This is a genomic window from Staphylococcus sp. M0911, assembly GCF_003491325.1.
Lineage (GTDB): Bacteria > Bacillota > Bacilli > Staphylococcales > Staphylococcaceae > Staphylococcus > Staphylococcus warneri_A.
Map to the genome: position 1 here is coordinate 204,515 of NZ_CP022881.1, position 25,735 is coordinate 230,249.

Below are 25,735 nucleotides of genomic sequence, written 5' to 3' on the forward strand. Positions count from 1 at the left end.
TTTATTTAATTGATTAGTTGCGCTAAGTTTACGTGGTTATCAATGGAATAGCAAAGATTTAAGACCAACGTTGCTCAACTTTTCCGAATTTCCAAATCAGTGTTGAAATCAACCATGTGATTAAGAACAAACCAACCAAAATATAACCTAAATAGTCAAATTGAATGGATTGAATTAGTGACCAAAAGCCACCAGATAACGCCAATTTATCAGCCATAATTTGTAACAACTCTATTAGGCCAATTATTAAAGCTGCGATAACTGAAATGGTTGTAATTGTAATGTTGTAATAGATTTTACGAATAGGATTAAAGAATGCCCAGTTGTAGGCAGATTTCATCACTACACCATCTAAGGTATCTAATAAACTCATACCTGCCGCAAATAAAATAGGTAATGATAAGATACCTATAAATGAAATAGCTTGTTGAGAAGCACCGGATGACAACGCGAGCAATGCAATTTCGCTTGCTGTATCAAACCCTAAACCAAAGAGGAAACCTAATGGTAATACATGCCAACTTTTACTGATGACTTTGAAGTAAGGTCCTACAAATCGAGTGATAAAGCCTCTAGATTCTAATAGCTCATTCACTTCCTCATCATCAATGCCCTTTTGTTTACGTAATTTCATAAATAATTGAACTAGAGATACTAGAATAATTAAATTTAAGATACCAATTAGAACTAAGAAAAATCCGGAAACTAACGTGCCAATCGTACCACCTATGTCTTGGAAATGTGGTAATTCACTTTTAGCCCATTTGACTGAGATACCTAGTAATACAGCCATTAAAAATACGACTGTAGAGTGACCGATTGAAAAGTAGAAACCGACACCTACAGGATCGCGACGTTGTTGTAATAACTTTCTAACTGTATTATCGATAGCAGCGATATGATCGGCATCGAAAGCATGACGTAAACCTAACGTATATGCCAATATACCCATGCCAAATAAAATATGATGATCTTTACCTGCAAACCATAAAAAGCTAAATCCAATAATGTGTAGTAAGATGACAATGCTTATGTATGGTAACCAACTTAATGATTGTCGTTGCATTGATTTCAAAATAATACCCTCTTTCTGATAAACATAATAATTAATCATACTCCGATTAATGATAAACGCATAGAAAATTTTATTAGTGTAACAAAAATGTTATGCCGAAAATAAATTAGTTTTAATTATTATTTAATTGATATTACAACGAAATAAGGTTAATAGATTAAACGTTTGAATGATTATATTGTCAGGTATAGATTAATGACAAGTTTTTAAATAAAGGGGGGGGATGACAAATGGTTGAACATCAAGGGTGTGTTAAATGCGGACATACTGAAGTCGAAGAGGGCACACTTTCTGCAACTGGTTCAGGGCTCTCAAAAGTTTTCGATTTACAACATAATAATTTTATAACGATTACTTGTAAAAATTGTGGTTATACGGAATTTTATAAAGATGATAAGAATAGAAAATCAGATATCATTGATCTCTTTTTCGGGGGCTAATGACTGACTATGAGTCCATAAATAAAATATCTTGAATTATTAATAACGAGTATATGAATAAACATCTCAATTGTTGAATGAAACATTCAATATGTTGGGATGTATTTTTATAAACAAACTATTGTTTTTCTGATTCATTTATTAGTAGACTGATATTATTATAACGATTGAGACGTGTGAAGGGAGGACTTTGATGAATAATGAATATAAAAAAGGCATATTTTTCGCACTAGGTGCATATGTTTTATGGGGCATTTTGCCTATATATTGGGAACTGATTCATCATATTGGTGCATTTGAAATTTTAGCCTTTAGAATTATCTTTTCAGCGATATTCATGATTGTTATTTTAATCATTGGCAAGAATCAGAGGCAAGCATTTATTCGAGATGTGAATCAATTGGTGACACATCCTATACAACTTGTAGCCATCGTCGTTGCTGGTTATGTGATAACGATTAACTGGGGAACGTTTATATGGGCAGTGACGAATGGACATGTATTACAATCTAGTTTAGGTTATTATATTAATCCGTTAGTGAGTATCTTATTAGCGCTCATTTTCCTAAAAGAACGATTTAATAAATTTGAATGGTTAGCGATTCTATTTGCATTTATTGGCGTACTTTACATGACATTGAAAGTAGGAGAATTCCCAATCGTGTCTCTCATGTTGGCATTTTCATTTGGGATTTATGGATTATTGAAAAAGGTTGTCCATATCGATGCGATTAGTAGTATTACAGTAGAATGTATTGTCACGGCTCCTGCAGGATTAATCTATGTTGGTTATTTATGGCAACAACACCAACTTAGCTTTGGTATGAACATGTCATCGTTCTGGTTATTATTCTCTGGTGCGATTACAGCGATTCCTTTAATACTATTCTCAGCGGGCGCAAAACGTATTCCATTATCTTTAACAGGGTTCATCCAATATGTTGGACCAACCATTATGTTTGTTTTAGGTATCTTCTTATTTGACGAACCGTTTGATATCAATCAGTTGATAACGTTTATCTTTATCTGGATAGGTATTGTGTTATACAGTACATCTCAATATTTAAAAATGAAAAGAAAACCAATTACAGAATAAGAAAAATCATCACCCTTATCCAAGCATATGTAGTATAGGTGATGATTTTTTTGATATTGAATTGATTAAAATATACCGATTAATTTCATCCATAATGAGCCTAAGCCAATCCAGATGATAAAGTAGACGAATCCTAATACGATATTCATTGTCCACCAACGTTTTTGTGTGATGTAGCCTGAGCCATAAAGAATAGGCGCTGGACCACTACTATAGTGTGTTGTTGACGCTAATAAGTTACCGAAGAACCCAAGGATTAAAGCGCTGAATAATGGAGGTGCTCCGGCTGCGACTGCCACACCTAATAATGCGGCGTACATAGCACTAACATGCGCAGTTGCACTTGCGAATAAATAATGTGAATAGAAGAAAAATAGTATAAGTAGCACAATGACAATTGGCCAACTTAAACCATGTAAGCTATGTGCAATCAATTGACTCAACCATGGAATAAATCCTAGTTGGTTTAACTGATCTGCCATGAGTACAAGTACTGAGAACCAAACTAATGTATTCCATGCACCTGTTTCATTTAAAATATCTTTCCATGTTAAGACACCTGTAAGTAACAGTAATGCTAACGCGATAAATGCTGTTAATGTTGCATCAACATGGATAAGGCTACCTGTTACCCATAATGCTAATGCCACAATAAAGATACCTGTCATGAATTTTTCAGCAATGGATATAGGTCCCATATTGGCTAATTCATTTTCAGCCCACTGTTTGGCATTGGGTGTTTCCTTTACAGTAGGTGGATACATTTTATAAATAATAAATGGTACGACGATTAAGGATACTAGCCCAGGTACAAGTGCAGCTAAAAACCAATTCATCCACGTAATATGTACATGCGCAGTTTTTTCGGCTAAGTTTTGAGCTAGTGGATTACCTGCCATTGCAGTTAAGAACATTGCTGCTGTAATGAGGTTACCTTGGAATTCAGTGAAGATGAGAAAGGCACCCATTTTACGTTCTGTACCATCTTTAGGACTTGAACCAAATGATTCAGACAGTGATTTAATAATAGGGAACATAATACCACCGGCACGTGCAGTATTACTTGGTGTTGCAGGTGCTAATATTAAATCGACACCCACTAATGAATAAGCTAAGCCCAAGGTCTTTTTACCGAACAGTTTGACGAATTGCAGTGCGATTCGACGACCTAAACCCGTTTTAACAAAGCCTCTTGAAATGAAGAATGCCATAGCAATAAGCCATATACTATTATTTCCGAATCCTTGGACAGCGGCCTTAATATCTACAACACCAACCAATACGGTTAACGTAAATCCAATAATAGATACGGCGCCAATGGGCATAGGTTGTGTGATACAAGCGATGATTGTAGCGACAAATATCGCAAACATATACCATGCTTGAGTATCTAGTGCATCTGGTTTGAAGGGGGTTAATGCCCATATGAGTAAACCAACTACAATAGGAAGAATAAACTTTTTGTATTTTACATTATTTTCCAAGATGAGTTTCCTTCTTTCTTTCTATTAGGAGATTCATTAATACACCACTAGGATAATCCTATTTATAGTGAATGTACAGAGGGTTTGAGTAATTAATTGAGAATCATTTTCGGTGATTTAGGACATAAAAAAGGACCTCACTTTACAAGTGAAATCCTTTAAATATTGATAGCCTGAGATACTGTTTTAACAACCAGACCATCAAAAAGCATTGTTGAATTATTGTTGTTTTATGACACGTGCCATTTCTTCAATTTTACCAGCGTGAAGCGGGATATGAATGGCATTTAACATTAAAAGACCTTCCACTGTGGAGAATCCTGCAATGGGTTGATCTAACGATTGCGCCAATTGTTCATCTGTTAATTGTCTTGCACGTTTAGGAATAGTTTGAATATCTTTTAAAATCTCATCGATACTCGGCACACCACCTTCAATTTGAGGCCAGTCAGCTGGTTTAGATCCAGGCGCAAATAGTTGTCTATAGCGTTCTAAATCAACTACATGTTGATTGCCTTTAGATAATGCATTTTCAAAAACAGTTAATACATGACCGAATTGCCAATGTATATTATTAGGAAATACATCACTATCTTGATCTAAAATATCTTCAACTTTCCAGCTATCATACATATTTACTAAATAATGAACACCCGTATCTATAACATCATAAACCGTATTCGTCATCATCCATCTCTCCTCTGTATAAAAAATATACTTAATCGTTCTAATTGTGTTTACCCAGAATCATCATATCTTAGACATTACAAAATGAGTGTGATTGATAGTGAATATTATGAAATGACTATCTTTTATTGTAAGATAGTTGACAAGAATAGATTTATTGACTATCTTATATTATAAGATAGTAGTCGGAGGCGTTGATGATGTCAGTATCAAATCAAATGATGAAAGGACTGCTAGATGGTGCAATATTAGGACTAATAGCTAAAGGTGAAACATATGGTTATGAAATATTAGAAAAATTGCATGCCCATCAATTTCCTGAAATTAGTGATGGAAGTATTTATCCTGTACTCTTACGTTTGAGTAAAAAAGGATACGTAGAAACAACAGTTCGTAAATCTGATAATGGTGGGCCTAAAAGAAAATATTATACGATTACAGAAAGCGGCAAAGTAGAGTTAGCAGCATTTCAAGAGAAGTGGAAGTATTTAAACTCAGGTATGAATAATTTATTCGGGAGTGAATAGTTATGTTGAGTAAAGAATCGGAAAATTTCTTGGACAAATTAAGAGTCGAACTTCTTTTTAGAGGAAAAGACGAAGATGAAGTGAACGAGATAGACGATGAATTGCGAGATCATTTACTGACTGCTGAACAAAATGGTGAAGATGTACGTCCTATTATTGAGACGCCTGTAAAATCATATGCAGATCGTTTTGCTAAAGAAATGAAATTGACACAGGGACTATATAAATATGTGATGTACTTTATAGTATTCTTATTGGCCATTTTTATGATACCTAGAATGCTTGATCAAGGTACGTTTGATGTGTCAGTATCACTCCTGCTTTATATTATAGGTGTATTCATTTTAGGTGTGGTTGTACAACTCGTAGTGATGAGGAAAGCGTTAGTTCGATGGGGAGATAAGAAAGAATCTTACATTGTGATCATAGGATTTGGTATAGGTGTTTATTTATTGATGATAGCTGGCGAATATTTATTAAGGCATTATCCAATCTATACTATGATTAAATTATCTAATATACAAAGTTTAGCGATTGGAATCATTTTACTCATTTTGACAATGATTGGTTGCTTTATAGTTAAACAGAAGATTTTCGCATTTATTATTTTAATAGTGTCTGCACCTAACTTAATTGCGCACCTTTTCACTGGAAGTATGAGTGGTAATCGTGAAACATTTATTATTATTTCCTCGGTGATACTGTTAATGATTAGTTGGGGATTCATAGGTTATTATATTTATAAGCTCTGGAAATTAAGAAAAGAAGATAAACGTGAATAATTCTATTAAAAGAGGTGGCAGTAGGATGTATAAGTATAAAAAGAGGAATCCTTTTTCTACCCAATCATCTCCAGTTTATGATGAAGGGAACCAACATATTATTGATATACAGAAAGTTTTTCGTAATCCATTTCAAAGAATCGTAAGTATAGTCACATTATCTTTAAGATTTAGAAGATATGAATTGAGGAATTCAGCAGGAGAAATCGTTGTCGAAGCTAGTGCAAAGTCTGTGTTAGAGGGTAAACATTTTGAGTTGTATTATCATGACAAGGGCAGCACACAAAAGGTTTTATTTGATAAGAAAAGTAGTGGAACAAAGGATACGTATGGCATTATTAAATTAGATAATCGAATTTTAAATATATATGCTGATGAAAATAATCAGACGCACATGAAAGATGCTAAATTAGATCGTGATATTGCATATTGGAAACAAGTTGGAGACTACGCAGAAATACGTGGTGGAGAAGATCGGTTTTTTGAAGATCATAAGATCTTGTGCATTGCGATACTTCATATCTTTGCAGTGAATCATGTCTATACACGTCATAAAGGATGGTCAATGATAGGACCGCCTACGATATAAAAATTAGCCAAGAATGATAGTAGTAGGTCATTCTTGGCTATTTTTATATGAATTAATGTGTCTCACCTAAAGCAATTTTGATGTCATCATTTCTGTCAATTGCTTCAATTGCTGCGATTAAACCTTTAACAATTGTGTCCAGTGACAATGAGGGTGATTGAGATGTTGATTCGACTTGTTCTGGAATATAAGGCACATGAATGAATCCAAATAGCAGGTTAGGAAAGCGTGTAGCATTTAAGTAACCGAGTTGATATAAAATATGATTACATACAAACGTACCTGCACTGTTTGATAGTTTTGCAGGGATGCCTTGTTGTTTGATATTTTCTGTCATTCGTTTAACAGGTAAATTTGAAAAATAAGCTGGTGCACCCTTAGGTTGTATAGGAATATCGATAGGTTGTTGTCCGTCATTATCAGCTATTCTCGCATCATCTATATTGATCCCGATACGTTCAGGGGTGATTTCTGCACGACCACCGGCTTGACCTACTGCAACTACAGCATCATATTGTTCAGAATCTAACGCTTGTTGTATGACATTCATCACTTTATGAAAGACAGTTGGCACTTCTAACTTTGTAATATCATGCTGTCCGATATGGTCAGGCAATTGCTTAACCGCCTCCCAAGAAGGATTAACTTGATTGCCCTCAAATGGATCAAATCCAGTAACTAGAATCTTCATACGCCCACCTCAATAAATTAACATTTATTAAATCATAACATGATTAAGTATGGTTTAAGAGTATTATAGAATGAGTTAAATCTGATATGCATAATTGCGGATTTGAATATGAAAAGAATTTCACATCTAACTCTAAAAGAAATCGCTTACAATATAGACAGGAGGATTAAATATTGTTAAGTAACAGACAAACTAAAATTTTGTATTTCTTGTTGAAAACAGAATCATTTGTATCAATTGCCAGGTTAGCTGAAATGTTTGATATCTCACAACGTTCTATACAATATGATTTACAAAATATTGAAAGTTTTCAAGACAATAAACAATTCGTATTAATGAGGCATAAGTCATTAGGCGTAAAAGCTAAAACATTGGATCAAAAAATTTATGATTCGGAACTTGATAATTTATCAGAAATAGTTCATTTAACTAAAAACGAACGTAAGACAAATATACTGATTACACTTTTTGAAGCGACACAACCATTGTCATCTAATCATTTAGCAGAATTAATGAAAGTATCGAGACGAACGATTGTGAATGACCTTAAATTAGTACAACAATGGTTGGCATCTTACCATTTAGAAATGAAGTATATTCAAAACAAAGGATTTATTATCAATGGAGAAGAAGAAGCATTAAGACAAGCTTATGCAAATATAGTTAAAAATTATTTCAAAATGACTGTACCTTATTTTCAAGATAACTTATTTTCTGAAGAAGAGTTAGCGATTGTGAGAAAAACGGTCATAGAAACGTTAAATGAAGAAGATTATCGACTCGTTCAATCTGCAGTAGATGGTTTAGTTTATCATATTATCATTGCTATACACAGATTGAAATTAAATTACTCAATCGATGTTCCAAAAGAAGAATATGAAAAAGTATGTGATACGGTTCAATATCGTATTTCACAAAAATTGAAAAAGAATTTAGAAATTAAATTTGATATTCAATTCTCTGAATCGGAAGCTATTTTTATAACATTACATTTGTTGAGTTCCAAAATTTCTAGTATCAAGGAAAATAATATAAATACTGGAGAACTAGAACAATTTTTAAATGAACTTATTAAACAAGTTAGCGTAGAAATAGGTGTAGATTTAAGAGAAAACAGCAAATTATTAAATGGTTTGATTGTTCATATACAACCTGCAATTCATAGAATGAAATTTAATCTGGTTGAGAAGAATCCTTTGAAAGAAGATATTAAAAAACAATACAAAAATGTTTATGACATAGTGAAGAGAAATATCCATATCATTGAAGAAGCCTATGACATATCATTTACAGAAGATGAAATTGCATATATGACAGTGCACTTTGTATCAAGTATAGAACGCATTTCCACACAAAAAAGTAGTTATATCAAAGTAGTATTACTTTGTGGCTCTGGCATTGGAACCTCTCAATTACTGAAAAGTAAATTAGGCAATTTGTATCCTGAATTTGACGTGATTGATGCATATTCGATTTATCAAATTGATGAAGAAGAATTGTTGAAAAAGGGTGTCGACTACATTATTTCTACAGTAGATTGTCATTTTGATGAAATACCAGTTGTTACGGTTGATACCTTTCTTAATAAAAGTTCAAGAGATCAATTGAACCAAATTGTGAATCAATATAGAGAATCTAAAGTCGTTCAATTAGAACAAATAGGAGAAAACCTTAGAGAACTATTACCAGAACACAGAATAACTAAAACTGAACATATGATTAATAAAGATAGGGCGATATATCAAGTGTCTGATTTATTATTACAAGATAATATTATTGAAAGTAGATATGCAGATGCGATTATAAAGCAAATGGAATCGTTTGGACCTTATATGGTAATTAGTCCTCATATAGCATTATTACATTCTGATACCACTTATGTTCAAAAAGGTGCTGGATTTGCAATGACATATGTAGACAACGGTATTCCATTCGGTCATCAGAAATATGACCCAGTTAAGGTGATTATTGTCCTAGCAACGAAAAAACCACATTTACATCTCAAAGCATTAGGACAATTGAGCCAACTATTAACGGATGATATTAAAAAGAAAGCTTTTTTAGAAGGCAATATACAAATGATAAATCAATATATAAATGAAATTTCAGAAGAAAGGATGAATTGAGTGACTTTAGATATTTTGACAGAGGACAAAATAGTTATAAAGGAAAAAGTATCGACTTGGTCCGAAGCTATAGAAATAGCAGCACAACCTTTATTAGATAATCATAGTATTAATAATAATTATGTAAGTGCAATGATAGAAAGTGTGAATGAAATGGGACCATATATTGTTATTGCACCAGAGATAGCTATTGCACATGCAAGGCCTGATAATAATGTAAAAGAAGTTGGATTAAGTCTTTTGAAACTTCATCAACACATTAATTTTGCTGAAGATAGTCATTATGCTTCACTCATTTTTGTCTTGAGTGCAATTGATAATACATCACATTTAACTATATTACAAAGTCTAGCAAGCGTATTAGGAAACCAAGCAATTGTAAATCAATTAGTGCAAGCTGAAAACAAGGAAGACATTTTAAAATTATTAAAGGAGAATGATTAATATGAAAATTTTAGTAGTATGCGGACACGGTTTAGGAAGTAGTTTTATGGTTGAAATGAATGCACAAGAAGCTTTGAAGAATTTAAATGCACCTTCGGATATTGAAGTCGAACATAGTGATATTATGACTGCTAGTCCAGAAATGGCAGACTTATTTATATGTGGTAGAGATTTGGAAGAAAATGCAGAACGTTTAGGTGATGTATTAGTTCTAGATAATATTTTAGATAAAGAAGAATTACAAAATAAATTGGAAAGTAAATTGAATGATTTAAATATGATTTAGGGAGGTGGACATATGAAAGCCATATTAGATTTTATAGTAGATATTTTAAGTCAACCAGCTATATTAGTAGCGCTTATAGCATTTGTTGGATTATTAGTTCAAAAGAAATCTGCTTCAGCAATTACTTCTGGTACGATTAAGACAATGTTAGGTTTCTTAATTTTAAGCGCAGGAGCTGAAGTTGTTTCTAAATCTCTTGAACCTTTTGGGAAAATATTCCAACATGCATTTGGTGTTCAAGGAATCGTACCCAATAATGAAGCTATTATTTCGTTAGCTTTAAAAGATTATGGAACTACTGCAGTGCTTATCATGGTATTTGGTATGATTTTAAATATATTAATTGCTCGTGTTACAAATCTTAAGTATATATTCTTAACAGGACATCATACGTTTTATATGGCAGCATTTTTAGCTATTTTATTAACTGTAGGTCATATAAAAGGATCTTTAACTGTAGTGATAGGATCAATAATTTTAGGATTAATTATGGCTATATTACCAGCGCTTGCTCAACCAACAATGAGAAAAATAACTGGCAATGATCAAGTCGCATTAGGTCATTTTGGTACTATTAGTTATTGGGCTGCTGGTGAAGTTGGTAAATTATTCAAAGGGAAATCTAAATCTACAGAAGATATTAAATTTCCTAAAGGTTTGAGTTTTTTAAGAGAAAGTACAATAAGTATTTCCATTACAATGGCATTGTTATATTTTATTGCTTCTTTATTTGCTGGAGTAAACTATGTAAATAAAATAAGTGATGGACAAAATTTTATAGTGTTTTCTGTAATACAAGGTGTTACATTCGCTGCAGGCGTATTTATTATTTTAACAGGAGTAAGGTTGATACTAGCAGAGATTGTACCAGCATTTAAAGGGATTTCTGAAAAAATTGTGCCTAACTCTAAACCTGCATTAGATTGCCCTATTGTTTTTCCTTACGCACAAAATGCAGTATTAATTGGATTCTTTGTAAGCTTTATTACTGGTGTTATCGGTATGTTTGTATTGTTTTTATTTGGTGGTGTAGTTATTTTACCTGGAGTAGTTGCACATTTCTTTTTAGGTGCTGCTTCAGCAGTATTTGGCAATGCAAGAGGTGGTATAAAAGGTGCAATTGCAGGGTCAGCTTTAAATGGTTTGTTAATAACATTTTTACCATTATTATTCTTACCTTTCTTAGGAGATCTTGGACTTGCATCAACAACATTCTCTGATACCGACTTTTTAGCTGTTGGAATTGTATTTGGTAACATCGTCAAGTTTACTGGTATCATTGGGGCTATTATCTTTATCGTTGTTATTGCTACAGTAGCTATATTATTAAAAGGGAAATCAGATAAAAGAGTAGAACAGTTATAAACCCAATGACTCAATAAAAAAACAGGTCGTAAAACGTATCGTTTTACGGCCTGTTTTTTATATTTTAATTATGCGTGTGCATGTTCTGGAACGTCTTTGAAGTTTTCTAAACGACGTTCCCATTCTTCATCACTAATATCATGTGTTGCAACGTAACGGTTGCGTTCATGTTTTGCACAGTCGTATGAGCATGCGCCTAAATATTTTTCTTCATTTTCTTCTGAAACAAGGATTTGTTTGTTACATTCTGGGTTGGCACAATTGATATAACGTTCGCAAGGTGTGCCGTCGAAATGTTCTTTACCAACCACTGTTTTCTCAACTTGGTTAACATCTACGCTAATACGTTCATCGAAGACATACATTTTACCATCCCAGTATTGGCCTTTGGTTTCTGGGTCTTTACCATAAGTTGCGATACCGCCGTGTAATTGACCAACGTTTTCGAAGCCTTCTTTAACTAACCAGCCTGAGAATTTTTCACAACGAATACCACCTGTACAATATGTGACAATGTTTTTACCGTCTAATTTGTCTTTGTTGTCGCGGATCCAATCTGGCAAGTCTCTGAAACGTGTAATGTCTGGACGCACAGCACCACGGAAATGACCTAAATCAAATTCGTAATCATTTCTAGCATCTAAGATGACTGTATTTTCATCTTCAAGTGCTTCTTTGAATTCTTTTGGTGAGTAGTATTTACCAGTTGTTTCACGTGGATCTACATCTTCTTCTAAATCAAGTGCAACGATTTCTTTTCTTGGACGTACGTGCATTTTTTTGAATGTGTGACCTTCAGCTTCGTCAATTTTGAATGTCATATCTTTAAAACGTTCGTCTGCATGCATATGTTCAATATATTTATCTGTATCTTCTTTAGTACCTGATAGTGTACCGTTGATACCTTCTGTTGATACTAAGATACGTCCTTTTAAGTTATTCTCTTTACAGAATGCTAAGTGTTCTGCGGCAAATGTTTCGGGGTCTTCAATCGTTGTATATTTGTAATATAAAAGTACTCTATAATCCATTTTCTATTCTCCTCTAATCTCTTAATCTATGTGTTTTACATCATTATTTATGCATTGTTAAACGTTTCATTAATGTCTACGTATTTTTACACCATTATAATATTGTACCAAAATTAGCAAATGATTCAATATCTCAGCTTATAAATCATTCAAGTGACTGAGTATTTAAATGTATTTTACTAAGATATAAAACTGACAAAATAAGGCAATAATGATTTGAAAATGTTCTTATGTCACAGTATCAGTAAATGGGTTATATCCCTCAATGACTTTAAATTTAATTTCAGATAAAATAGTGATGATATCATTATATATGAAAGAAGGGGTATGAAAATGGAAAATAACGGTTTACCAACATTAAAGTATGAAGGACTATCGGCTAGTGTGGCGCCGATTGTTTCGGAAAGTGAATTGCAAACAATAACAGCGGAACCATGGGTGGAAATCTCGGATAAAGGATTGCAACTTGAGGGCTTAAACTTTGATCGTGATGGGCAATTATTCTTACTCGATGTCTTTGAAGGTAATATCTTTAAAGTTAATCCTGATACTAAAGAAGTGACACGTCCATTTAAATCGAAAAAAGAAAATCCAGCAGCCATCAAAATTCATAAAGACGGTCGATTATTTATATGTTATCTAGGGGATTTCAAATCGACAGGTGGCATATTTGCTACAACTGACAAAGGAGAACAATTTGAAGAGATTATTTCAGAATTAAATACGGAATATTGTATTGACGATATGGTATTTGATCGTAAAGGTGGCTTTTATTTTACTGATTTTAGAGGTTATTCAACTCATCCGCAAGGCGGTGTGTATTATGTATCACCAGATTTTCAAAAGGTGATACCTGTGATTCAAAATATTAGTGTCGCAAATGGTGTAGCCTTAAGTACAGATGAACGTGTGCTTTGGGTGACAGAAACGACTACGAACCGATTACACCGTATTGAATTAGAGGAAGATGGTGTGACAATTGCACCATTCGGCGCGACGATTCCTTATTATTTTACTGGCCATGAAGGTCCAGATTCTTGTTGTATTGATAGTGATGATAATTTGTATGTTGCGATGTATGGACAAGGAAGAGTCTTAGTATTCAATAAAAAAGGCTATCCTATTGGACAAATTTTAATTCCAGGTCGAGATGAAGGTCATATGCTACGCTCTACGCATCCACAAATTATTCCTGGTACAAACCAACTTATTATTTGTTCAAATGATATTGAAATGGGTGGCGGATCGATGTTATACACGGTAAATGGATTTGCGAAAGGTCATCATAGTTTTCAATTTCATTAAATAAGAGTATGAAAAAAAACGGTTTTCTACGTATATGTAGAAAACCGCTTTTTAATATATATTAGTCTTGAATTGAAAATTCTGCTGAAACTTCGAATTTTACTTCTCTACCTAACATTACGCCACCAGTTTCTAATGCTTGGTTAAAGCTAATGCCATATTTTTCTCTATCGATTTTACCAGTTACGATGAAACCAGTTACTTGTTCACCGTTCATAGGATTTTTACTTACGCCATTATATTCAACGTCGAATTTTTCTTCGTGTGTTTCGCCTTTGATTGTTAAGTCGCCAATAACACTATTTTCACTTACTTCTTTAGATACGAAAGTGATTTTGTCGAATTCATCAGTACCAAAGAAATCGCCTGTTTTTAAGTGGTTGTCACGGTCTTCGTTACCAGTATTGATTGAAGCAGGATCAATTGTTGCAGTTGCTTTTAAAGTACTTAAATCGTTAATATCGCCTTCAACGTTAACGTCGAATTTTTCGAATGCACCTTTCACCTTTGAAACCATTAAATGTTTGATTTGGAAATCTAATGCACTGTGTACGCTATCGAATGTAAATTGAGTCATAATTAACTCCTCCGTTTTCTCTTTTTAAATATATCATTTATATTTGATATAAAGAATATACCATGTTGGTTATAGAAAAGCAAACTTTTTATGATTAAATCTTCAAAATGGCATACCTTTACTACTCTCGAGTATATTTAACTCTTAAATGTGTCGAATGAAAGCATAATGGGAAAAATTATAAAAAATGGAAAATTATTATAAACAGGGGTGTTATCGAAGATGAGCATCACAAGAGGTATCAATCATATTGGGTTAACAGTTCCAGACATTGAAGTAGCGACAGAATTTTTCAAACAAGGATTAGACGGGAAAGTGGCTTATGACAGTCAAACACAAAATGATAGCCCTAGAGAGGGTGAGTTTGTTGAAGAGGTGTTAGGTCTTAAGAAAGGTGCCAAAATTATTAAAAAAAGAATGATGGTTTTTGGTAATGGTCCAAATATTGAACTATTTGAATTTAAAGATGCATTACAACAACAAGCCGTATCTTTACAAGACATAGGTTTTACTCATCTTTCATTCTATGTAGATCACTTTGATAAAGCTTTGTCACAAATCAAACGTGCAGGTGGACAACCTATATCTGAACCTCATCTAAATACACGTTATGAAGATACGAAAGATAATCAAACGGTTTATGTTAAGACACCGTGGGGAAGCTTAATTGAGTTACAAACGATACCAAATGGTTATTATTATCCTCCTGATAGTGAAGCTGATGTATTTATTCCGAATAAAATTGATGATTGATGTCATTATTGTTCGAAAGTGGGTATAAGTGGACTAAAGGGGGATGACAATGAATTATATTAAATACATTCAATCAGCAGATGGTACTAACCTATATGCGAAGGTCAACGAGGTATCGGAACCAAAGGCCAATATCATTGTTGTTCACGGTTTAGCTGAACACCTTGAACGTTATGATCATATCACGTCATTTTTAAATGATAATCAATTTAACGTCATTCGTTACGATCAACGTGGACACGGTCGTTCAGAAGGAAAACCTGTATATTATAGTAATAAAGATGAAATTGTGGAAGATTTAGATGCAATGATTCAATTTGTGAAAGAAACATATAAAGGTAATGTTTATCTTATTGGACATAGTATGGGCGGATACACAGTTACATTATATGGTACAAAACACCCTGGGCTTGTCGATGGTATTGTCACTTCAGGTGCATTAACACGTTATAACCTGAAATTATTTGGAGAACCTGACCGTAGTCAACCAGAAGATAAATATTTACCGAATGAACTTGGTGATGGTGTATGTTCAGATGAAGATACGATTCGAAAGTATGAATTGGACGATTTAGTAGCTAAAGATATCTCTTTTGGATTAATTTATACATTACTTGATGGCGTCAAATTATTAAAAGCACAAGCAGCATCGTTTACTGATCCTATATTAATATTACATGGCAAGGAAGATGGACTTGTGAGTTATCAAGATTCTCTTGAATTGTTTAATGATATTAGTTCCGAACATAAATCAATGCATATTTATGATGGACTAAAACATGAAATATTTAATGAATCATCATATAATCAAAGTATTTTCCAGGAAATAGTAGACTGGTTAAACCATCATGTATCACAATAGAATGAAACCGGGATAGTGCTATGAGGGCACACATCCCGGTTATTTTTATATTAAATCGATTAATGTAATAAAACTTGTGCGACTAACATGCCACCACCAAATACAAGTACAAAGACGACAACAGGCCATACAAAACGGAACCAATGAGAATAACGCATATTGAGCATTTGTAATGTTGCCATGACTAAACCTGTTGGTGCTAAGAATAGCATTGCATATTGTCCAAATTGATAGGCAGATACAATAGTATATCTAGGAATACCAACTGTATCAGCTAGTGGTGCGAAAATAGGCATCGCTAACACCGCTAATCCAGATGATGATGGAATAATGAATCCTAGGAAGAAGAAGATAAATAATAAAGCGATAATAAATAATGGACCTTGAATATGTTCTACGAGTGAAGAAGAAAAATGTAAAATCGTATCTGAAATGCGACCATTATTTAATACTAAGTTAATGCCACGTGCTAATCCGATAATGAGTGATACCCCAACTAAACTGGAAGCACCTTTGACAAATTCATCTACGACACCTTGTTCACCTAAACCATTAGGACCAGTTGCAGTGAGTAGCATGATAATAATGGTAAAGATAAGGAATGCAGAAGCCATTGTTGGGAACCACCAACCTTGTGACATCACACCCCATACCATGACTGGGAAAGGTATCACAAAGAGTAGTAAAATTAATTTTTTACGCATTGTAAATGATTGTTGTGTGGTATCGTGCTGCATCACAGACCATTGTTGATCAAATTCGTCTTTGTCTTCGTAACTATAAGACGCGGTAGGATCTTTTTTAATTTTTTTACTATACCAATAGAGGTAACCAATAACAAATAGTGCTCCGATAATACAACCAGCAATACGCCAATACAAACCTTCAGTAAATGTCGTGCCGGCCGCATTAGATGCGATGACGACTGAGAATGGATTAATCGTAGAGAAGGTCGAGCCCATCGAACTTGCTAAAAAGATAGCCCCAACACAAACAATAGAGTCATAACCCATAGCTAAAAAGATAGGGACAAGTATAGGATAGAAAGCCACAGCCTCCTCCTCAATACCACATAAAGTACCACCTAGTACCATTAATATAGATACAAAGAAGATTAATAAAAATTCTCTGCCTTTAGTCTTTTTAGTTAGTGCTAGTAAGCCAGATTCAAATGCACCACTAGCTTGAACGACACCAATTAAACCACCGAGTACTAAGATGAATACCATAATATCAGCAGCTTCAATCGTACCATTTACCATACTACTCGTAATATCAGACAAATGAGCAGGGTGTTGATCTAAGCGCTCATATGTATTGGGAATGGATACAGGTTTATTAATTGCACCCGAAGTAAATTGGTCAATATCAATTTTGACACCCATTTTATCTAGTTCTTGCTGTGTAGCTTTGTGTGTTTCAACTTTACCTTGCGGACTTTCGACCTTTAATACATGATCATCATAAGATAATTTAGAATAAGAGCCTGCTGGAATCATCCAAGTTGCTAAAACAGCTAAAATCGTTAAGATGAATAAAATTGCAAATGCACCAGGCATTTTTAACTTAAACTTTCTTTTTGGTGAAGATGTATGACCATCGTTCATCGTGTGTTCCGTTTCCATTAAATCTCCTCCCTATACATACTTTGTTAGTGAATAATTATAAATAAATATACATATAATTTCAAACAAATTAAGCATAACATTAATTATGAAAAATAATGAGGAAAAATTAACATTTACAAAGAAAAAATAATTAAGAATTAATGAAACTCAATCCCTCTGACTAAGCTATTATTAAATCAAGTTGCCTAAAAATAACCAGTACGTTTTTGTCTTCACGTACTGGTTTCGTCTGCCGTTGATATACTATTGTTCGATATATCTTCTTAGATGTTTAGCGGTTACAGATTGTTTCACATCAAGTAAGCCTTGTGGTTCGCCGCTATAAAGGAGTTGTCCGCCTTTATCACCTGCATATGGACCGATATCGATAAACCAATCCGCTTGTGTCATCATCGTTAAGTTATGCTCGATTAGGATTACTGTGTTACCTTGATCAATCAAATGGTTGAAACATTCGATGAGTATGGGAAGATCGTCTTCATGAAGACCTGTCGTAGGCTCATCAAAAATAAATATGGCATCATGTACCGTTTCTGTTAAATATTTACTCAATTTAACACGTTGTATTTCCCCACCAGAAAGCGTATCAAGAGATTGTCCTAGTGTCATATAATTTAAGCCAGTATTTGCTAAAGCTTGTAATGGTTGAACAATGTGCTTATCATTTTTGAATTTTTCGATGGCTTCTTGGACAGTTAATGATAAAATATCAGCAATTGAGTAGCCATCAACTTTGGCTTCAAGTACTTCGGGACGATACCTTGTACCACCGCACATTTCACATGTTTGAGAGAAGTCAGGCATAAATGCCAACTCCGTTTTAATAATGCCCTTACCGTGACATTCGGGGCAGGCACCTTCAGAATTATAACTGAACATACTTTTCTTAAGGCCAGTTTGTTGACTGAAGAACGCGCGCACGTCATCAAAGATATTTAAATAAGTTAGCAAGTTTGAACGGTTTGATGCGTGGGCAGGTTTTTGGTCTATGAAAATCGCATGGCTATCTTTTTCAAATGCTGATGTAATTAATGAACTTTTACCTGAACCTGCTACACCAGTTACGACAGTCATTGCATGTTTAGGCAATTGCGTTGTGATATGTTGCAAATTATTTTTAGAAATATCATTAATCTCTAACATATCATTGTTTGATCTAATGTCATCTTTTAAAGTATGTGTACGATGAAGTGCTTGGCCGGTACTCGTTTGAGATTTGAGTAAATCTCTATAAGTGCCTTCAAATGTAATCTCACCACCATCTTTACCAGCTAATGGTCCAATATCTATAACATGATCGGCGGTCTTTATAACATCAGGGTCATGTTCTACAACAAGTACTGTATTACCTTTATCTTTTAAAGATTGTATTAAGTCGTTAATACGTTGAATATCCTCAGGATGAAGTCCAACACTTGGTTCATCGATAATATAGACAAGGTCACTGAGTGGACTGTTCAAATGTCTGATGAGCTTAATTCGCTGTGATTCACCACCAGATAAGGATGTCGTTTCTCGTGATAAAGTTAGGTAGTTAAGACCAACATAGCTCAATGATTTAAGTTGTTGTTTGAGTGGTTCGATAATAACTTGTGCTTTGGTCGATTCAATCGTTTCTAAAAACGCTAAAGCATCATCAATTTGTAAATCGGTAAAATCAGCGATATTCATACCATTGATTTTACAACTTAATACTTTGTCATTAAGTCGTTTGCCTTGGCATGACGGACAAGCATGTTGACTTACAACACGTTCAATATCTTTCGCAAAGCGCTTCTTTTCAAAGTTATCATTTAATAAAAAGGAACGTCTAAATCTATGAATTAATCCTTCAAACTTTGCAGTTCTAGGCCAATTAGCTGGCGGATTTTTAAGTTTTGTTGGTTCCGTGTATAAGAACGTGTCCAATTCTTCTTTAGTATAATCTTTTAATTTTTTATCATTATCAAATAAACCTGTATATAAATAACGTTTTCCTCTCCAACTGTCAGGACGAAATGATGGAAAGTTAATCGCATCTTCATTTAAAGATTTATCAAAATCAAGCAGTTCATTTAAATCAATATCTTCGACATAGCCTAAGCCTGAACATGTTTCGCACATGCCTCGTGTATTATTAAATGAAAAGACATCTGAGTACCCGACAAATGGTTCGCCAATACGCGACCATAATAAACGTACAGAAGCATAAATATCTGAAATTGTACCTACTGTAGAACGCGAATTTCCACCTAAGCGTTTCTGATTAATAATCATTGCAACGGGTAGATGTTGAATTTGATCAACTTCCGGTTTGGAATATTGGCTTAATTGATGTTGGATATAACTCGAATAAGTTTCATTAAGTAAACGTTCAGATTCGGCAGCTAATGTATTAAATACTAGGGAAGACTTACCTGAGCCGGAACGCCCTGTAAATACAGTTAATTGATGTTTAGGAATGGTGACATTGATATTTTTTAAATTATTTTGTCTGGCACCAATGACTTTGATATCTGACATGTGTTTCACCTCTTAATACGATATTACCCTAATATGTATTTTCAATTCGTTATGGATATGTATTCAAACACATTCATTTATCATTAGATCAAGTGTGTATAGTTACAAAAAGATAAAATTTGTATAGAATTGGATTTGATTATTGACTTTTCAGACAAATTTTCGTAACATTTTAATCAATTATTAGTTAAAGTAAGTGTAAGTGATGATGTCGAAATTTTTTATTTTAATATTATTGTAAGCGCTTACCAATAAATGAAAGGATGGTTCTTATGAAAGCTTGGTTTACAAAATTAATTGAGTTTTTACCACGTGCAATTGTCAATTTATTCATCTAGTTATTTAGGATTGGTTTAAAAATTAAATAAAATAGAGGTGCCGAATATGAAAAATAGAGAAAATAAATATAGTATTCGTAAATTTAGTGTAGGAACATCTTCCATTTTAATCGCAGCATTATTATTTATTGGTGGAGGTTCTGCTCAAGCAGCTGAAAATCAAGATAAGGGAAATGTTGATTCAGAAGCACTACAAGCACAATCTATTGGGGAACAACAGGGAAATGATGTTAAAAATGAACAAACAAATCAATCTAGTGAATTAAAAAAACAAAACGATAGCGTTGAAGCACAAAATGACAATCAACAAGATGTAACACCAACAAGCTTACATAAAGAAACATCTGAGAAAGATACTACACAAACGTCACAAGACAATACTGAAGAGAAACAACCAAAAGATGCAACAGTAGAAAGTGATCAATCAGTTGACCAAGTACAACAAGATGTTAAAACAGCACCTAAAGAAAAAACAACAGAAGATCAAGCAACAAAGTCTGTTGAAAAACCAGATACTACAACGCCAAATCAAAAAGACAAAGCTAATGGTAAAGCAGTAAAAGAAGAAACGCCAACGCCTAGTCCAAAGGCGCAAGATAAAGCATCATCAACTCAAACACATCAACATGATGTAGATCCAGAATTTAATAGCAGACATAAAGCTTCACAAGTGGATCCAGATTTTAGTCATAAGCAAGCGCAAAAGAAAGCTGATGTAGATTCAGAGTTCAATAAAAATCATAAAGCGCAACAAGTAGATCCGGATTTCTCTCGTCGTCATGCTACAGAAAAAGCGACTCATGCTACTGTGAATAAGGAAAAATCGGATGCCACAATTAATCAAAAAGATCAACATAAAGTGACAGCACAATCAGTTGATCAAACAGCAACAGCTCCGAATCAAACTGATTCATCTCAAAAATCAAAACAAAAGCAATCTGTCTCTCTTGATCAATTAGAAAAAGATTCACCATTATTATCAAAAGATAATCCAAGTAAAAAAGATAAAGAACAAAATGACGGTTTACAAGCACTGAAATCAAACTCAGTTGCTACATTAAATAATCAGTCTAAAAATAAAGTAGCTGTAGCAGATAAAGATCAAACAAATAAGAAAGCCAAACAACAACAGTATAAAAATCATGATCCAATCATTCTCGTTCATGGATTTAATGGATTCACTGATGATATCAACCCAGCTGTCTTATCACATTATTGGGGCGGCGATAAAATGAACATTCGCCAAGATTTAGAAGAAAACGGCTACAAATCATATGAAGCAAGTATCAGTGCCTTTGGTAGTAACTATGACAGAGCGGTAGAACTCTACTACTATATCAAAGGTGGTCGTGTAGATTACGGTGCGGCACATGCTGCGAAATATGGACATGAACGATATGGTAAAACATATGAAGGTGTATATAAAGACTGGAAACCAGGACAAAAAGTACATTTAGTTGGTCATAGTATGGGTGGACAAACGATTCGCCAACTTGAAGAACTTTTAAGAAATGGTAACCAAGAGGAAATTGAGTATCAGAAGAAACATGGTGGTACAATTTCACCATTATTCAAAGGCAATAATGATAATATGGTTTCTTCAATTACAACACTTGGTACACCACATAATGGTACACATGCTTCAGATTTATTAGGTAATGAAGCGGTTGTAAGACAGGTTGTTTATGATATTGGTAAAGCCTTTGGTAATAAAGATTCAAGAGTCGACTTTGGTTTATCTCAATGGGGCTTAAAACAAAAACCAAATGAATCATATATCGATTATGCTAAACGCGTGAAAAATTCTAATTTATGGAAATCACAAGACAATGGTTTCTATGATTTAACTCGAGATGGTGCAACAGACTTAAACCGTAAAACATCATTAAATCCCAATATTGTTTATAAAACATATACTGGTGAGGCAACGCATCCATCACTATTTGGTAGACAAAAAGCAGATTTAAACATGTTCTTACCATTTATTTTAACTGGCAATGTGATTGGTAAAGCAAACGAAAAAGAATGGCGAGAAAATGATGGACTTGTATCTGTGATTTCTTCACAACATCCATTTAATCAAAAATATACACAAGCAACAGATAAAAATCAAAAAGGTATTTGGCAAGTAACACCAACGAAACATGATTGGGATCATGTTGACTTTGTTGGACAAGATAGTTCTGATACAGTAAGAACTAGAGAAGAGTTACAACAATTCTGGCATGGTCTAGCAGATGATTTAGTACAAAGTGAAAAGCTAACATCTGAGCAAAAAGCACAAGCATAAACAAAAACGCTATACGTTAAATAGAGAAAGGAGCATACGCTATGACTGCAGATTTCTTCCAATTAATCGGTTCATTCTTCAAAGTATTAAAAGAATTATTTAAGTAATATATGAGTAAAGTACCTAACATGCTTTATGAGCATGTTAGGTACTTTTTTAATGTAAAAAGCAATTGAATTTAAATATCTAAATTAAAAAAAGTAAAAAATATGTAAAGAAATATAAAAATAAATGATTTGATTTTGAAAAGTTGTATGATAAAGATGTGTCAATAATTCACTTTTGGAAGGAGATTTTAAAAATGAAAAAAATGACAATGTTAGTAGGTTCGGTACTAGCAGGTACACTCGCAGTTGCAAGATGTATCTGGTGTGGCAGATGCAAGCTCAGTACATAAAACTGCCAAACATCAACAACAAACAACTCAAGGTGACCGTCCTTATGGTGGTATTGCTCCTAAAGGTGTGTCAGAGAAACAATATGAAGAATTAGAAAAGAGATTACCGAAAGCAAGTGAAGTATCAACTAAAGAATATAATCAATTACTTGATAAAGAAACACAACGCATTGCAGATAAATATAATGTGACGATTCATGCACCACAAAAAACATTCCATCCACATTAATAATTCATAAATAATAAGGCGTCTCGCACAATGCGAGACGCCTTTATTGGTAAATAAAAAAGAGCTGAGACATAAAGAAATGCCTCAGGTTACAATAATATACTCAGTAGCGGAGGGAGAAGGATTTGAACCAACGCGAGCACGAAGCTCCTACCAATCATAAATGATTGGCCTCTTAAGCCAGACTTGAGTATCCCTCCAAATCGATTAACAATGAACAGTATATAACTATCTATAGTAAATGTAAAGATAAATGGATTAAAATATTAAATATTTGTAGAAACGTGCAATATTCTATAAGAATCAATTTAATTTTATAGTTAAATCAATCCTTTAACTATACGAATCAAGCCATAAATGAGTTCAGGTATATTTTGAAATAGAATTTCATAGGTTGTCTCTTTTAGAATGTCCGCTTTTCTTCTTTTACCATTTTTATTTTTTGTTGCCAAAATCTATCCCTCCAGTTAAGCATCATCATAATAAAAGTTAAATGCACACTTTAAAACAATGAACGAATTAGACGCATAAGACCACCTACCATTTCAGGTAAAAAGTTAAACATGTCTGCCCAAAATGAGCGTTTAGTTTGTTTTTCATCTTCTGCAATTACTTTTTCGTCTTTCTGGTCTTGTTGAGATGTCATTGTAGTTACCCCCATATTCATCGTCTTATTGCTTCCATTTCATTATAACGTTCATTTAGCATCTATCATAATAAGATGGGGTTATATGGGCTGGTCCAATCCATTTCATATTTGTCACATGATTGTCGAAATTTAATCATATACATGATGATGTATAGAGATTCAATTTACAATGAAAGGATATTAAGACGATAGTGCTTTAGAATGCCTAATCCCAAATTGTCTTAATCTTAATATAATGAAAATGAAATGAAAGCTTATGAAATCTTGTATTGAAGAATTCGAGAAATTTCTATATACCTCTTCACGTTGTTCAAAATCTTTTGTAGTATAGCACTCATGTTGATTTTTTGAACGAAACGAAAAGGGGGAAGCAGTGATGAGAGAAAATAAAATGATGTTTTTTATTTTTATGTTAGGTACGTTTACTGTTGGTATGGCTGAATATGTTGTCACAGGATTGCTTACACAAATATCTGATGACATGCATGTATCTATTTCAAGTGCGGGACTGCTTGTGAGTGTTTATGCGATTAGTGTGGCAGTGATTGGTCCATTCATGCGTATATTTACGATGAAAGTCCATGCGCATCGCCTGTTACCTGTGCTTGTAGCTATATTTATCGTGAGTAACTTAGTAGGAATGTTAGCGCCTAATTTTAATGTGCTTTTATTATCAAGATTAATGTCTGCAGCTATGCATGCACCGTTCTTTGGCGTTTGTATGAGTGTAGCAGCGGCTGTTGCACCACCAGCTAAGAAACCGCAAGCAATTGCCTTAGTTCAAGCGGGTCTAACGATAGCAGTCATGATTGGTGTGCCGTTCGGATCATTTTTAGGTGGCTTGGCTAATTGGAGAGTTGTATTTGGTATCATGATTATCTTAGCAGTGATAACGATGTTAGGTATGATGAAGTTTACACCACACGTTTCATTAAGCGCAGAAGCCAATATTTCTAAAGAATTAACCGTATTTAAGAACCCACACATTTTAATTGTGATTTCTATCATCGTATTTGGTTATTCAGGTGTGTTTACAACTTATACGTTTATGGAACCAATGATTCATGAGTATGCACCTTTTAAAATAATTGGATTAACCGTATGTTTATTCTTATTTGGACTAGGTGGTGTAATTGGTAATTTAGTTACAGGTAGTGTACCAGAACACGCTTTAACTAAATATTTATTCTATACGTTCTTCTTATTATTTATAACCATTATCTTATTCGTTACTTTTGTTCATTATGCAGTATTAGCATTACTCATTTGCTTCTTGTTTGGTTTTGGAACATTTGGTACGACACCACTATTAAATAGTAAAATTATTTTAAGTGCACATGAAGCACCATTACTAGCAAGTACGCTTGCTGCTTCCATATTTAACGTAGCTAACTTTATTGGTGCTATACTTGGTTCAATATTATTATCAATCGGATTACCATATATGACGATTACGTTCATATCTGGTGGCATTATTATATTAGGTATCATACTCAATACTGTAAATAATGTTTACGAGAAAAAGCACATATCATTTCATAACTAATTGAAAACCCTGTTCGACACATGATCGAGCAGGGTT

General features: G+C 33.7%; 25 protein-coding genes and 1 tRNA gene. 15 read left to right on the forward strand and 11 right to left on the reverse strand.

Going from position 1 to position 25,735, the window contains the following annotated elements; translation table 11 throughout:
- Positions 1–58: 58 nt before the first annotated feature.
- Positions 59–1,114, reverse strand: coding sequence for a HoxN/HupN/NixA family nickel/cobalt transporter (locus ssp1_RS00935; protein ID WP_075778296.1), 1,056 nt, complete (start codon positions 1,112–1,114; stop codon positions 59–61).
- A 191-nt stretch (positions 1,115–1,305) separates the two neighbouring features.
- Here ssp1_RS00935 and ssp1_RS00940 point away from each other — a divergent pair, with 191 nt between their 5' ends.
- Both ssp1_RS00940 and rarD read left to right on the forward strand, forming a co-directional pair.
- A complete protein-coding gene (locus tag ssp1_RS00940) occupies positions 1,306–1,515 on the forward strand; it encodes a zinc ribbon domain-containing protein (RefSeq protein WP_002466596.1) in 210 nt (69 codons plus the stop codon).
- Between the two features lie 193 nt (positions 1,516–1,708).
- Positions 1,709–2,611: an EamA family transporter RarD gene (gene rarD / locus ssp1_RS00945; RefSeq protein WP_075778295.1), complete on the forward strand. Its 903-nt coding sequence runs from the start codon at positions 1,709–1,711 to the stop codon at positions 2,609–2,611.
- Between the two features lie 65 nt (positions 2,612–2,676).
- On the opposite strand, the gene ssp1_RS00950 is transcribed toward rarD, so the two are convergent.
- Both ssp1_RS00950 and ssp1_RS00955 read right to left on the reverse strand, forming a co-directional pair.
- The gene (locus tag ssp1_RS00950; RefSeq protein WP_118828077.1) at positions 2,677–4,095 is read right to left on the reverse strand and encodes an anion permease; all 1,419 of its coding nucleotides are present in this window, start codon (positions 4,093–4,095) and stop codon (positions 2,677–2,679) included.
- A 219-nt stretch (positions 4,096–4,314) separates the two neighbouring features.
- Positions 4,315–4,785 carry a DinB family protein gene (locus ssp1_RS00955; RefSeq protein ID WP_118828078.1) on the reverse strand — a complete coding sequence of 157 codons (471 nt, stop codon included), beginning with the start codon at positions 4,783–4,785 and terminating at the stop codon, positions 4,315–4,317.
- A gap of 197 nt (positions 4,786–4,982) precedes the next feature.
- Between ssp1_RS00955 and ssp1_RS00960 the strand changes: the two genes are divergently transcribed.
- Genes ssp1_RS00960 through ssp1_RS00970 form a run of 3 tightly spaced genes read left to right on the forward strand, consistent with a single transcriptional unit; the run spans position 4,983 to position 6,680 of the window.
- The gene (locus ssp1_RS00960) at positions 4,983–5,309 is read left to right on the forward strand and encodes a PadR family transcriptional regulator (RefSeq protein ID WP_002466587.1); all 327 of its coding nucleotides are present in this window, start codon (positions 4,983–4,985) and stop codon (positions 5,307–5,309) included.
- Positions 5,310–5,311: 2 nt separating this feature from the next.
- The gene (locus tag ssp1_RS00965; RefSeq protein WP_075778293.1) at positions 5,312–6,091 is read left to right on the forward strand and encodes a hypothetical protein; all 780 of its coding nucleotides are present in this window, start codon (positions 5,312–5,314) and stop codon (positions 6,089–6,091) included.
- 25 nt (positions 6,092–6,116) lie between these two features.
- Positions 6,117–6,680 (forward strand): tubby C-terminal domain-like protein, encoded by a 564-nt coding sequence (locus tag ssp1_RS00970; protein ID WP_075778292.1) that lies wholly within the window; start codon positions 6,117–6,119, stop codon positions 6,678–6,680.
- A 52-nt stretch (positions 6,681–6,732) separates the two neighbouring features.
- Here ssp1_RS00970 and pcp read toward each other — a convergent pair whose 3' ends face one another.
- On the reverse strand, positions 6,733–7,371 hold the full coding sequence (gene pcp / locus ssp1_RS00975) for a pyroglutamyl-peptidase I (protein WP_002451378.1): 639 nt from the start codon (positions 7,369–7,371) through the stop codon (positions 6,733–6,735).
- 173 nt (positions 7,372–7,544) lie between these two features.
- Between pcp and ssp1_RS00980 the strand changes: the two genes are divergently transcribed.
- From ssp1_RS00980 to ssp1_RS00995, 4 genes are read left to right on the forward strand one after another with little or no spacing between them, the layout of a single operon-like run.
- Positions 7,545–9,497 (forward strand): BglG family transcription antiterminator, encoded by a 1,953-nt coding sequence (locus ssp1_RS00980; RefSeq protein WP_075778291.1) that lies wholly within the window; start codon positions 7,545–7,547, stop codon positions 9,495–9,497.
- Positions 9,498–9,941 carry a PTS sugar transporter subunit IIA gene (locus ssp1_RS00985; protein WP_047211260.1) on the forward strand — a complete coding sequence of 148 codons (444 nt, stop codon included), beginning with the start codon at positions 9,498–9,500 and terminating at the stop codon, positions 9,939–9,941.
- Between the two features lies 1 nt (position 9,942).
- On the forward strand, positions 9,943–10,227 hold the full coding sequence (locus ssp1_RS00990; RefSeq protein ID WP_047211259.1) for a PTS sugar transporter subunit IIB: 285 nt from the start codon (positions 9,943–9,945) through the stop codon (positions 10,225–10,227).
- Between the two features lie 12 nt (positions 10,228–10,239).
- The gene (locus tag ssp1_RS00995; protein WP_075778290.1) at positions 10,240–11,592 is read left to right on the forward strand and encodes a PTS ascorbate transporter subunit IIC; all 1,353 of its coding nucleotides are present in this window, start codon (positions 10,240–10,242) and stop codon (positions 11,590–11,592) included.
- A gap of 68 nt (positions 11,593–11,660) precedes the next feature.
- Here ssp1_RS00995 and trhO read toward each other — a convergent pair whose 3' ends face one another.
- Positions 11,661–12,623, reverse strand: coding sequence for an oxygen-dependent tRNA uridine(34) hydroxylase TrhO (trhO, locus tag ssp1_RS01000; protein WP_002466585.1), 963 nt, complete (start codon positions 12,621–12,623; stop codon positions 11,661–11,663).
- A 333-nt stretch (positions 12,624–12,956) separates the two neighbouring features.
- On the opposite strand from trhO, the gene ssp1_RS01005 reads away from it, so the two are divergent.
- The gene (locus ssp1_RS01005) at positions 12,957–13,928 is read left to right on the forward strand and encodes an SMP-30/gluconolactonase/LRE family protein (protein ID WP_075778289.1); all 972 of its coding nucleotides are present in this window, start codon (positions 12,957–12,959) and stop codon (positions 13,926–13,928) included.
- 61 nt (positions 13,929–13,989) lie between these two features.
- On the opposite strand, the gene ssp1_RS01010 is transcribed toward ssp1_RS01005, so the two are convergent.
- On the reverse strand, positions 13,990–14,505 hold the full coding sequence (locus tag ssp1_RS01010) for a YceI family protein (protein WP_075778288.1): 516 nt from the start codon (positions 14,503–14,505) through the stop codon (positions 13,990–13,992).
- Positions 14,506–14,727: 222 nt separating this feature from the next.
- On the opposite strand from ssp1_RS01010, the gene ssp1_RS01015 reads away from it, so the two are divergent.
- On the forward strand, positions 14,728–15,258 hold the full coding sequence (locus ssp1_RS01015; RefSeq protein WP_107536120.1) for a VOC family protein: 531 nt from the start codon (positions 14,728–14,730) through the stop codon (positions 15,256–15,258).
- A 49-nt stretch (positions 15,259–15,307) separates the two neighbouring features.
- Positions 15,308–16,120: an alpha/beta hydrolase gene (locus ssp1_RS01020; RefSeq protein WP_075778287.1), complete on the forward strand. Its 813-nt coding sequence runs from the start codon at positions 15,308–15,310 to the stop codon at positions 16,118–16,120.
- A gap of 59 nt (positions 16,121–16,179) precedes the next feature.
- Here the strand turns inward: ssp1_RS01020 and ssp1_RS01025 are convergent, their stop codons facing one another.
- On the reverse strand, positions 16,180–17,745 hold the full coding sequence (locus tag ssp1_RS01025) for a YfcC family protein (protein WP_075778286.1): 1,566 nt from the start codon (positions 17,743–17,745) through the stop codon (positions 16,180–16,182).
- A gap of 246 nt (positions 17,746–17,991) precedes the next feature.
- Complete coding sequence (locus tag ssp1_RS01030; protein WP_075778285.1) at positions 17,992–20,250, reverse strand: ATP-binding cassette domain-containing protein; 2,259 nt, start codon at positions 20,248–20,250, stop codon at positions 17,992–17,994.
- A gap of 384 nt (positions 20,251–20,634) precedes the next feature.
- On the opposite strand from ssp1_RS01030, the gene lip reads away from it, so the two are divergent.
- Positions 20,635–22,878, forward strand: a complete 2,244-nt coding sequence (gene lip, locus ssp1_RS01035) for a YSIRK-targeted triacylglycerol lipase (RefSeq protein ID WP_107536014.1) — start codon at positions 20,635–20,637, stop codon at positions 22,876–22,878.
- A gap of 353 nt (positions 22,879–23,231) precedes the next feature.
- Positions 23,232–23,504, forward strand: a complete 273-nt coding sequence (locus ssp1_RS01040) for a cell surface protein (RefSeq protein ID WP_228077281.1) — start codon at positions 23,232–23,234, stop codon at positions 23,502–23,504.
- A 110-nt stretch (positions 23,505–23,614) separates the two neighbouring features.
- Here the strand turns inward: ssp1_RS01040 and ssp1_RS01045 are convergent.
- The 3 genes from ssp1_RS01045 to ssp1_RS11865 all read right to left on the reverse strand — a co-directional run bounded on the left by ssp1_RS01045 (position 23,615) and on the right by ssp1_RS11865 (position 24,150).
- Positions 23,615–23,704: transfer RNA gene (locus ssp1_RS01045), tRNA-Ile, on the reverse strand.
- A gap of 120 nt (positions 23,705–23,824) precedes the next feature.
- Positions 23,825–23,956 (reverse strand): hypothetical protein, encoded by a 132-nt coding sequence (locus ssp1_RS12100; RefSeq protein WP_275896841.1) that lies wholly within the window; start codon positions 23,954–23,956, stop codon positions 23,825–23,827.
- A gap of 50 nt (positions 23,957–24,006) precedes the next feature.
- Positions 24,007–24,150: a hypothetical protein gene (locus ssp1_RS11865; RefSeq protein ID WP_162886108.1), complete on the reverse strand. Its 144-nt coding sequence runs from the start codon at positions 24,148–24,150 to the stop codon at positions 24,007–24,009.
- 379 nt (positions 24,151–24,529) lie between these two features.
- Between ssp1_RS11865 and ssp1_RS01050 the strand changes: the two genes are divergently transcribed.
- On the forward strand, positions 24,530–25,699 hold the full coding sequence (locus ssp1_RS01050) for an MFS transporter (RefSeq protein WP_107546413.1): 1,170 nt from the start codon (positions 24,530–24,532) through the stop codon (positions 25,697–25,699).
- Positions 25,700–25,735: the final 36 nt, after the last annotated feature.

Excerpts from the sequence above, each read along its gene's own strand:
- ssp1_RS00935 (WP_075778296.1), bottom strand. The coding sequence starts at position 1,114 with ATGATTAATTATTATGTTTATCAGAAAGAGGGTATTATTTTGAAATCA.
- ssp1_RS01005 (WP_075778289.1), top strand. The coding sequence starts at position 12,957 with ATGGAAAATAACGGTTTACCAACATTAAAGTATGAAGGACTATCGGCT.
- rarD (WP_075778295.1), top strand. The coding sequence starts at position 1,709 with ATGAATAATGAATATAAAAAAGGCATATTTTTCGCACTAGGTGCATAT.
- ssp1_RS01015 (WP_107536120.1), top strand. The coding sequence starts at position 14,728 with ATGAGCATCACAAGAGGTATCAATCATATTGGGTTAACAGTTCCAGAC.
- ssp1_RS00965 (WP_075778293.1), top strand. The coding sequence starts at position 5,312 with ATGTTGAGTAAAGAATCGGAAAATTTCTTGGACAAATTAAGAGTCGAA.
- pcp (WP_002451378.1), bottom strand. The coding sequence starts at position 7,371 with ATGAAGATTCTAGTTACTGGATTTGATCCATTTGAGGGCAATCAAGTT.
- ssp1_RS01030 (WP_075778285.1), bottom strand. The coding sequence starts at position 20,250 with ATGTCAGATATCAAAGTCATTGGTGCCAGACAAAATAATTTAAAAAAT.
- ssp1_RS01020 (WP_075778287.1), top strand. The coding sequence starts at position 15,308 with ATGAATTATATTAAATACATTCAATCAGCAGATGGTACTAACCTATAT.
- ssp1_RS01025 (WP_075778286.1), bottom strand. The coding sequence starts at position 17,745 with ATGGAAACGGAACACACGATGAACGATGGTCATACATCTTCACCAAAA.
- ssp1_RS00955 (WP_118828078.1), bottom strand. The coding sequence starts at position 4,785 with ATGATGACGAATACGGTTTATGATGTTATAGATACGGGTGTTCATTAT.
- ssp1_RS11865 (WP_162886108.1), bottom strand. The coding sequence starts at position 24,150 with ATGACATCTCAACAAGACCAGAAAGACGAAAAAGTAATTGCAGAAGAT.
- ssp1_RS00960 (WP_002466587.1), top strand. The coding sequence starts at position 4,983 with ATGTCAGTATCAAATCAAATGATGAAAGGACTGCTAGATGGTGCAATA.
- ssp1_RS00990 (WP_047211259.1), top strand. The coding sequence starts at position 9,943 with ATGAAAATTTTAGTAGTATGCGGACACGGTTTAGGAAGTAGTTTTATG.
- ssp1_RS01050 (WP_107546413.1), top strand. The coding sequence starts at position 24,530 with ATGAGAGAAAATAAAATGATGTTTTTTATTTTTATGTTAGGTACGTTT.
- ssp1_RS00940 (WP_002466596.1), top strand. The coding sequence starts at position 1,306 with ATGGTTGAACATCAAGGGTGTGTTAAATGCGGACATACTGAAGTCGAA.
- lip (WP_107536014.1), top strand. The coding sequence starts at position 20,635 with ATGAAAAATAGAGAAAATAAATATAGTATTCGTAAATTTAGTGTAGGA.
- ssp1_RS00995 (WP_075778290.1), top strand. The coding sequence starts at position 10,240 with ATGAAAGCCATATTAGATTTTATAGTAGATATTTTAAGTCAACCAGCT.
- trhO (WP_002466585.1), bottom strand. The coding sequence starts at position 12,623 with ATGGATTATAGAGTACTTTTATATTACAAATATACAACGATTGAAGAC.
- ssp1_RS00970 (WP_075778292.1), top strand. The coding sequence starts at position 6,117 with ATGTATAAGTATAAAAAGAGGAATCCTTTTTCTACCCAATCATCTCCA.
- ssp1_RS01010 (WP_075778288.1), bottom strand. The coding sequence starts at position 14,505 with ATGACTCAATTTACATTCGATAGCGTACACAGTGCATTAGATTTCCAA.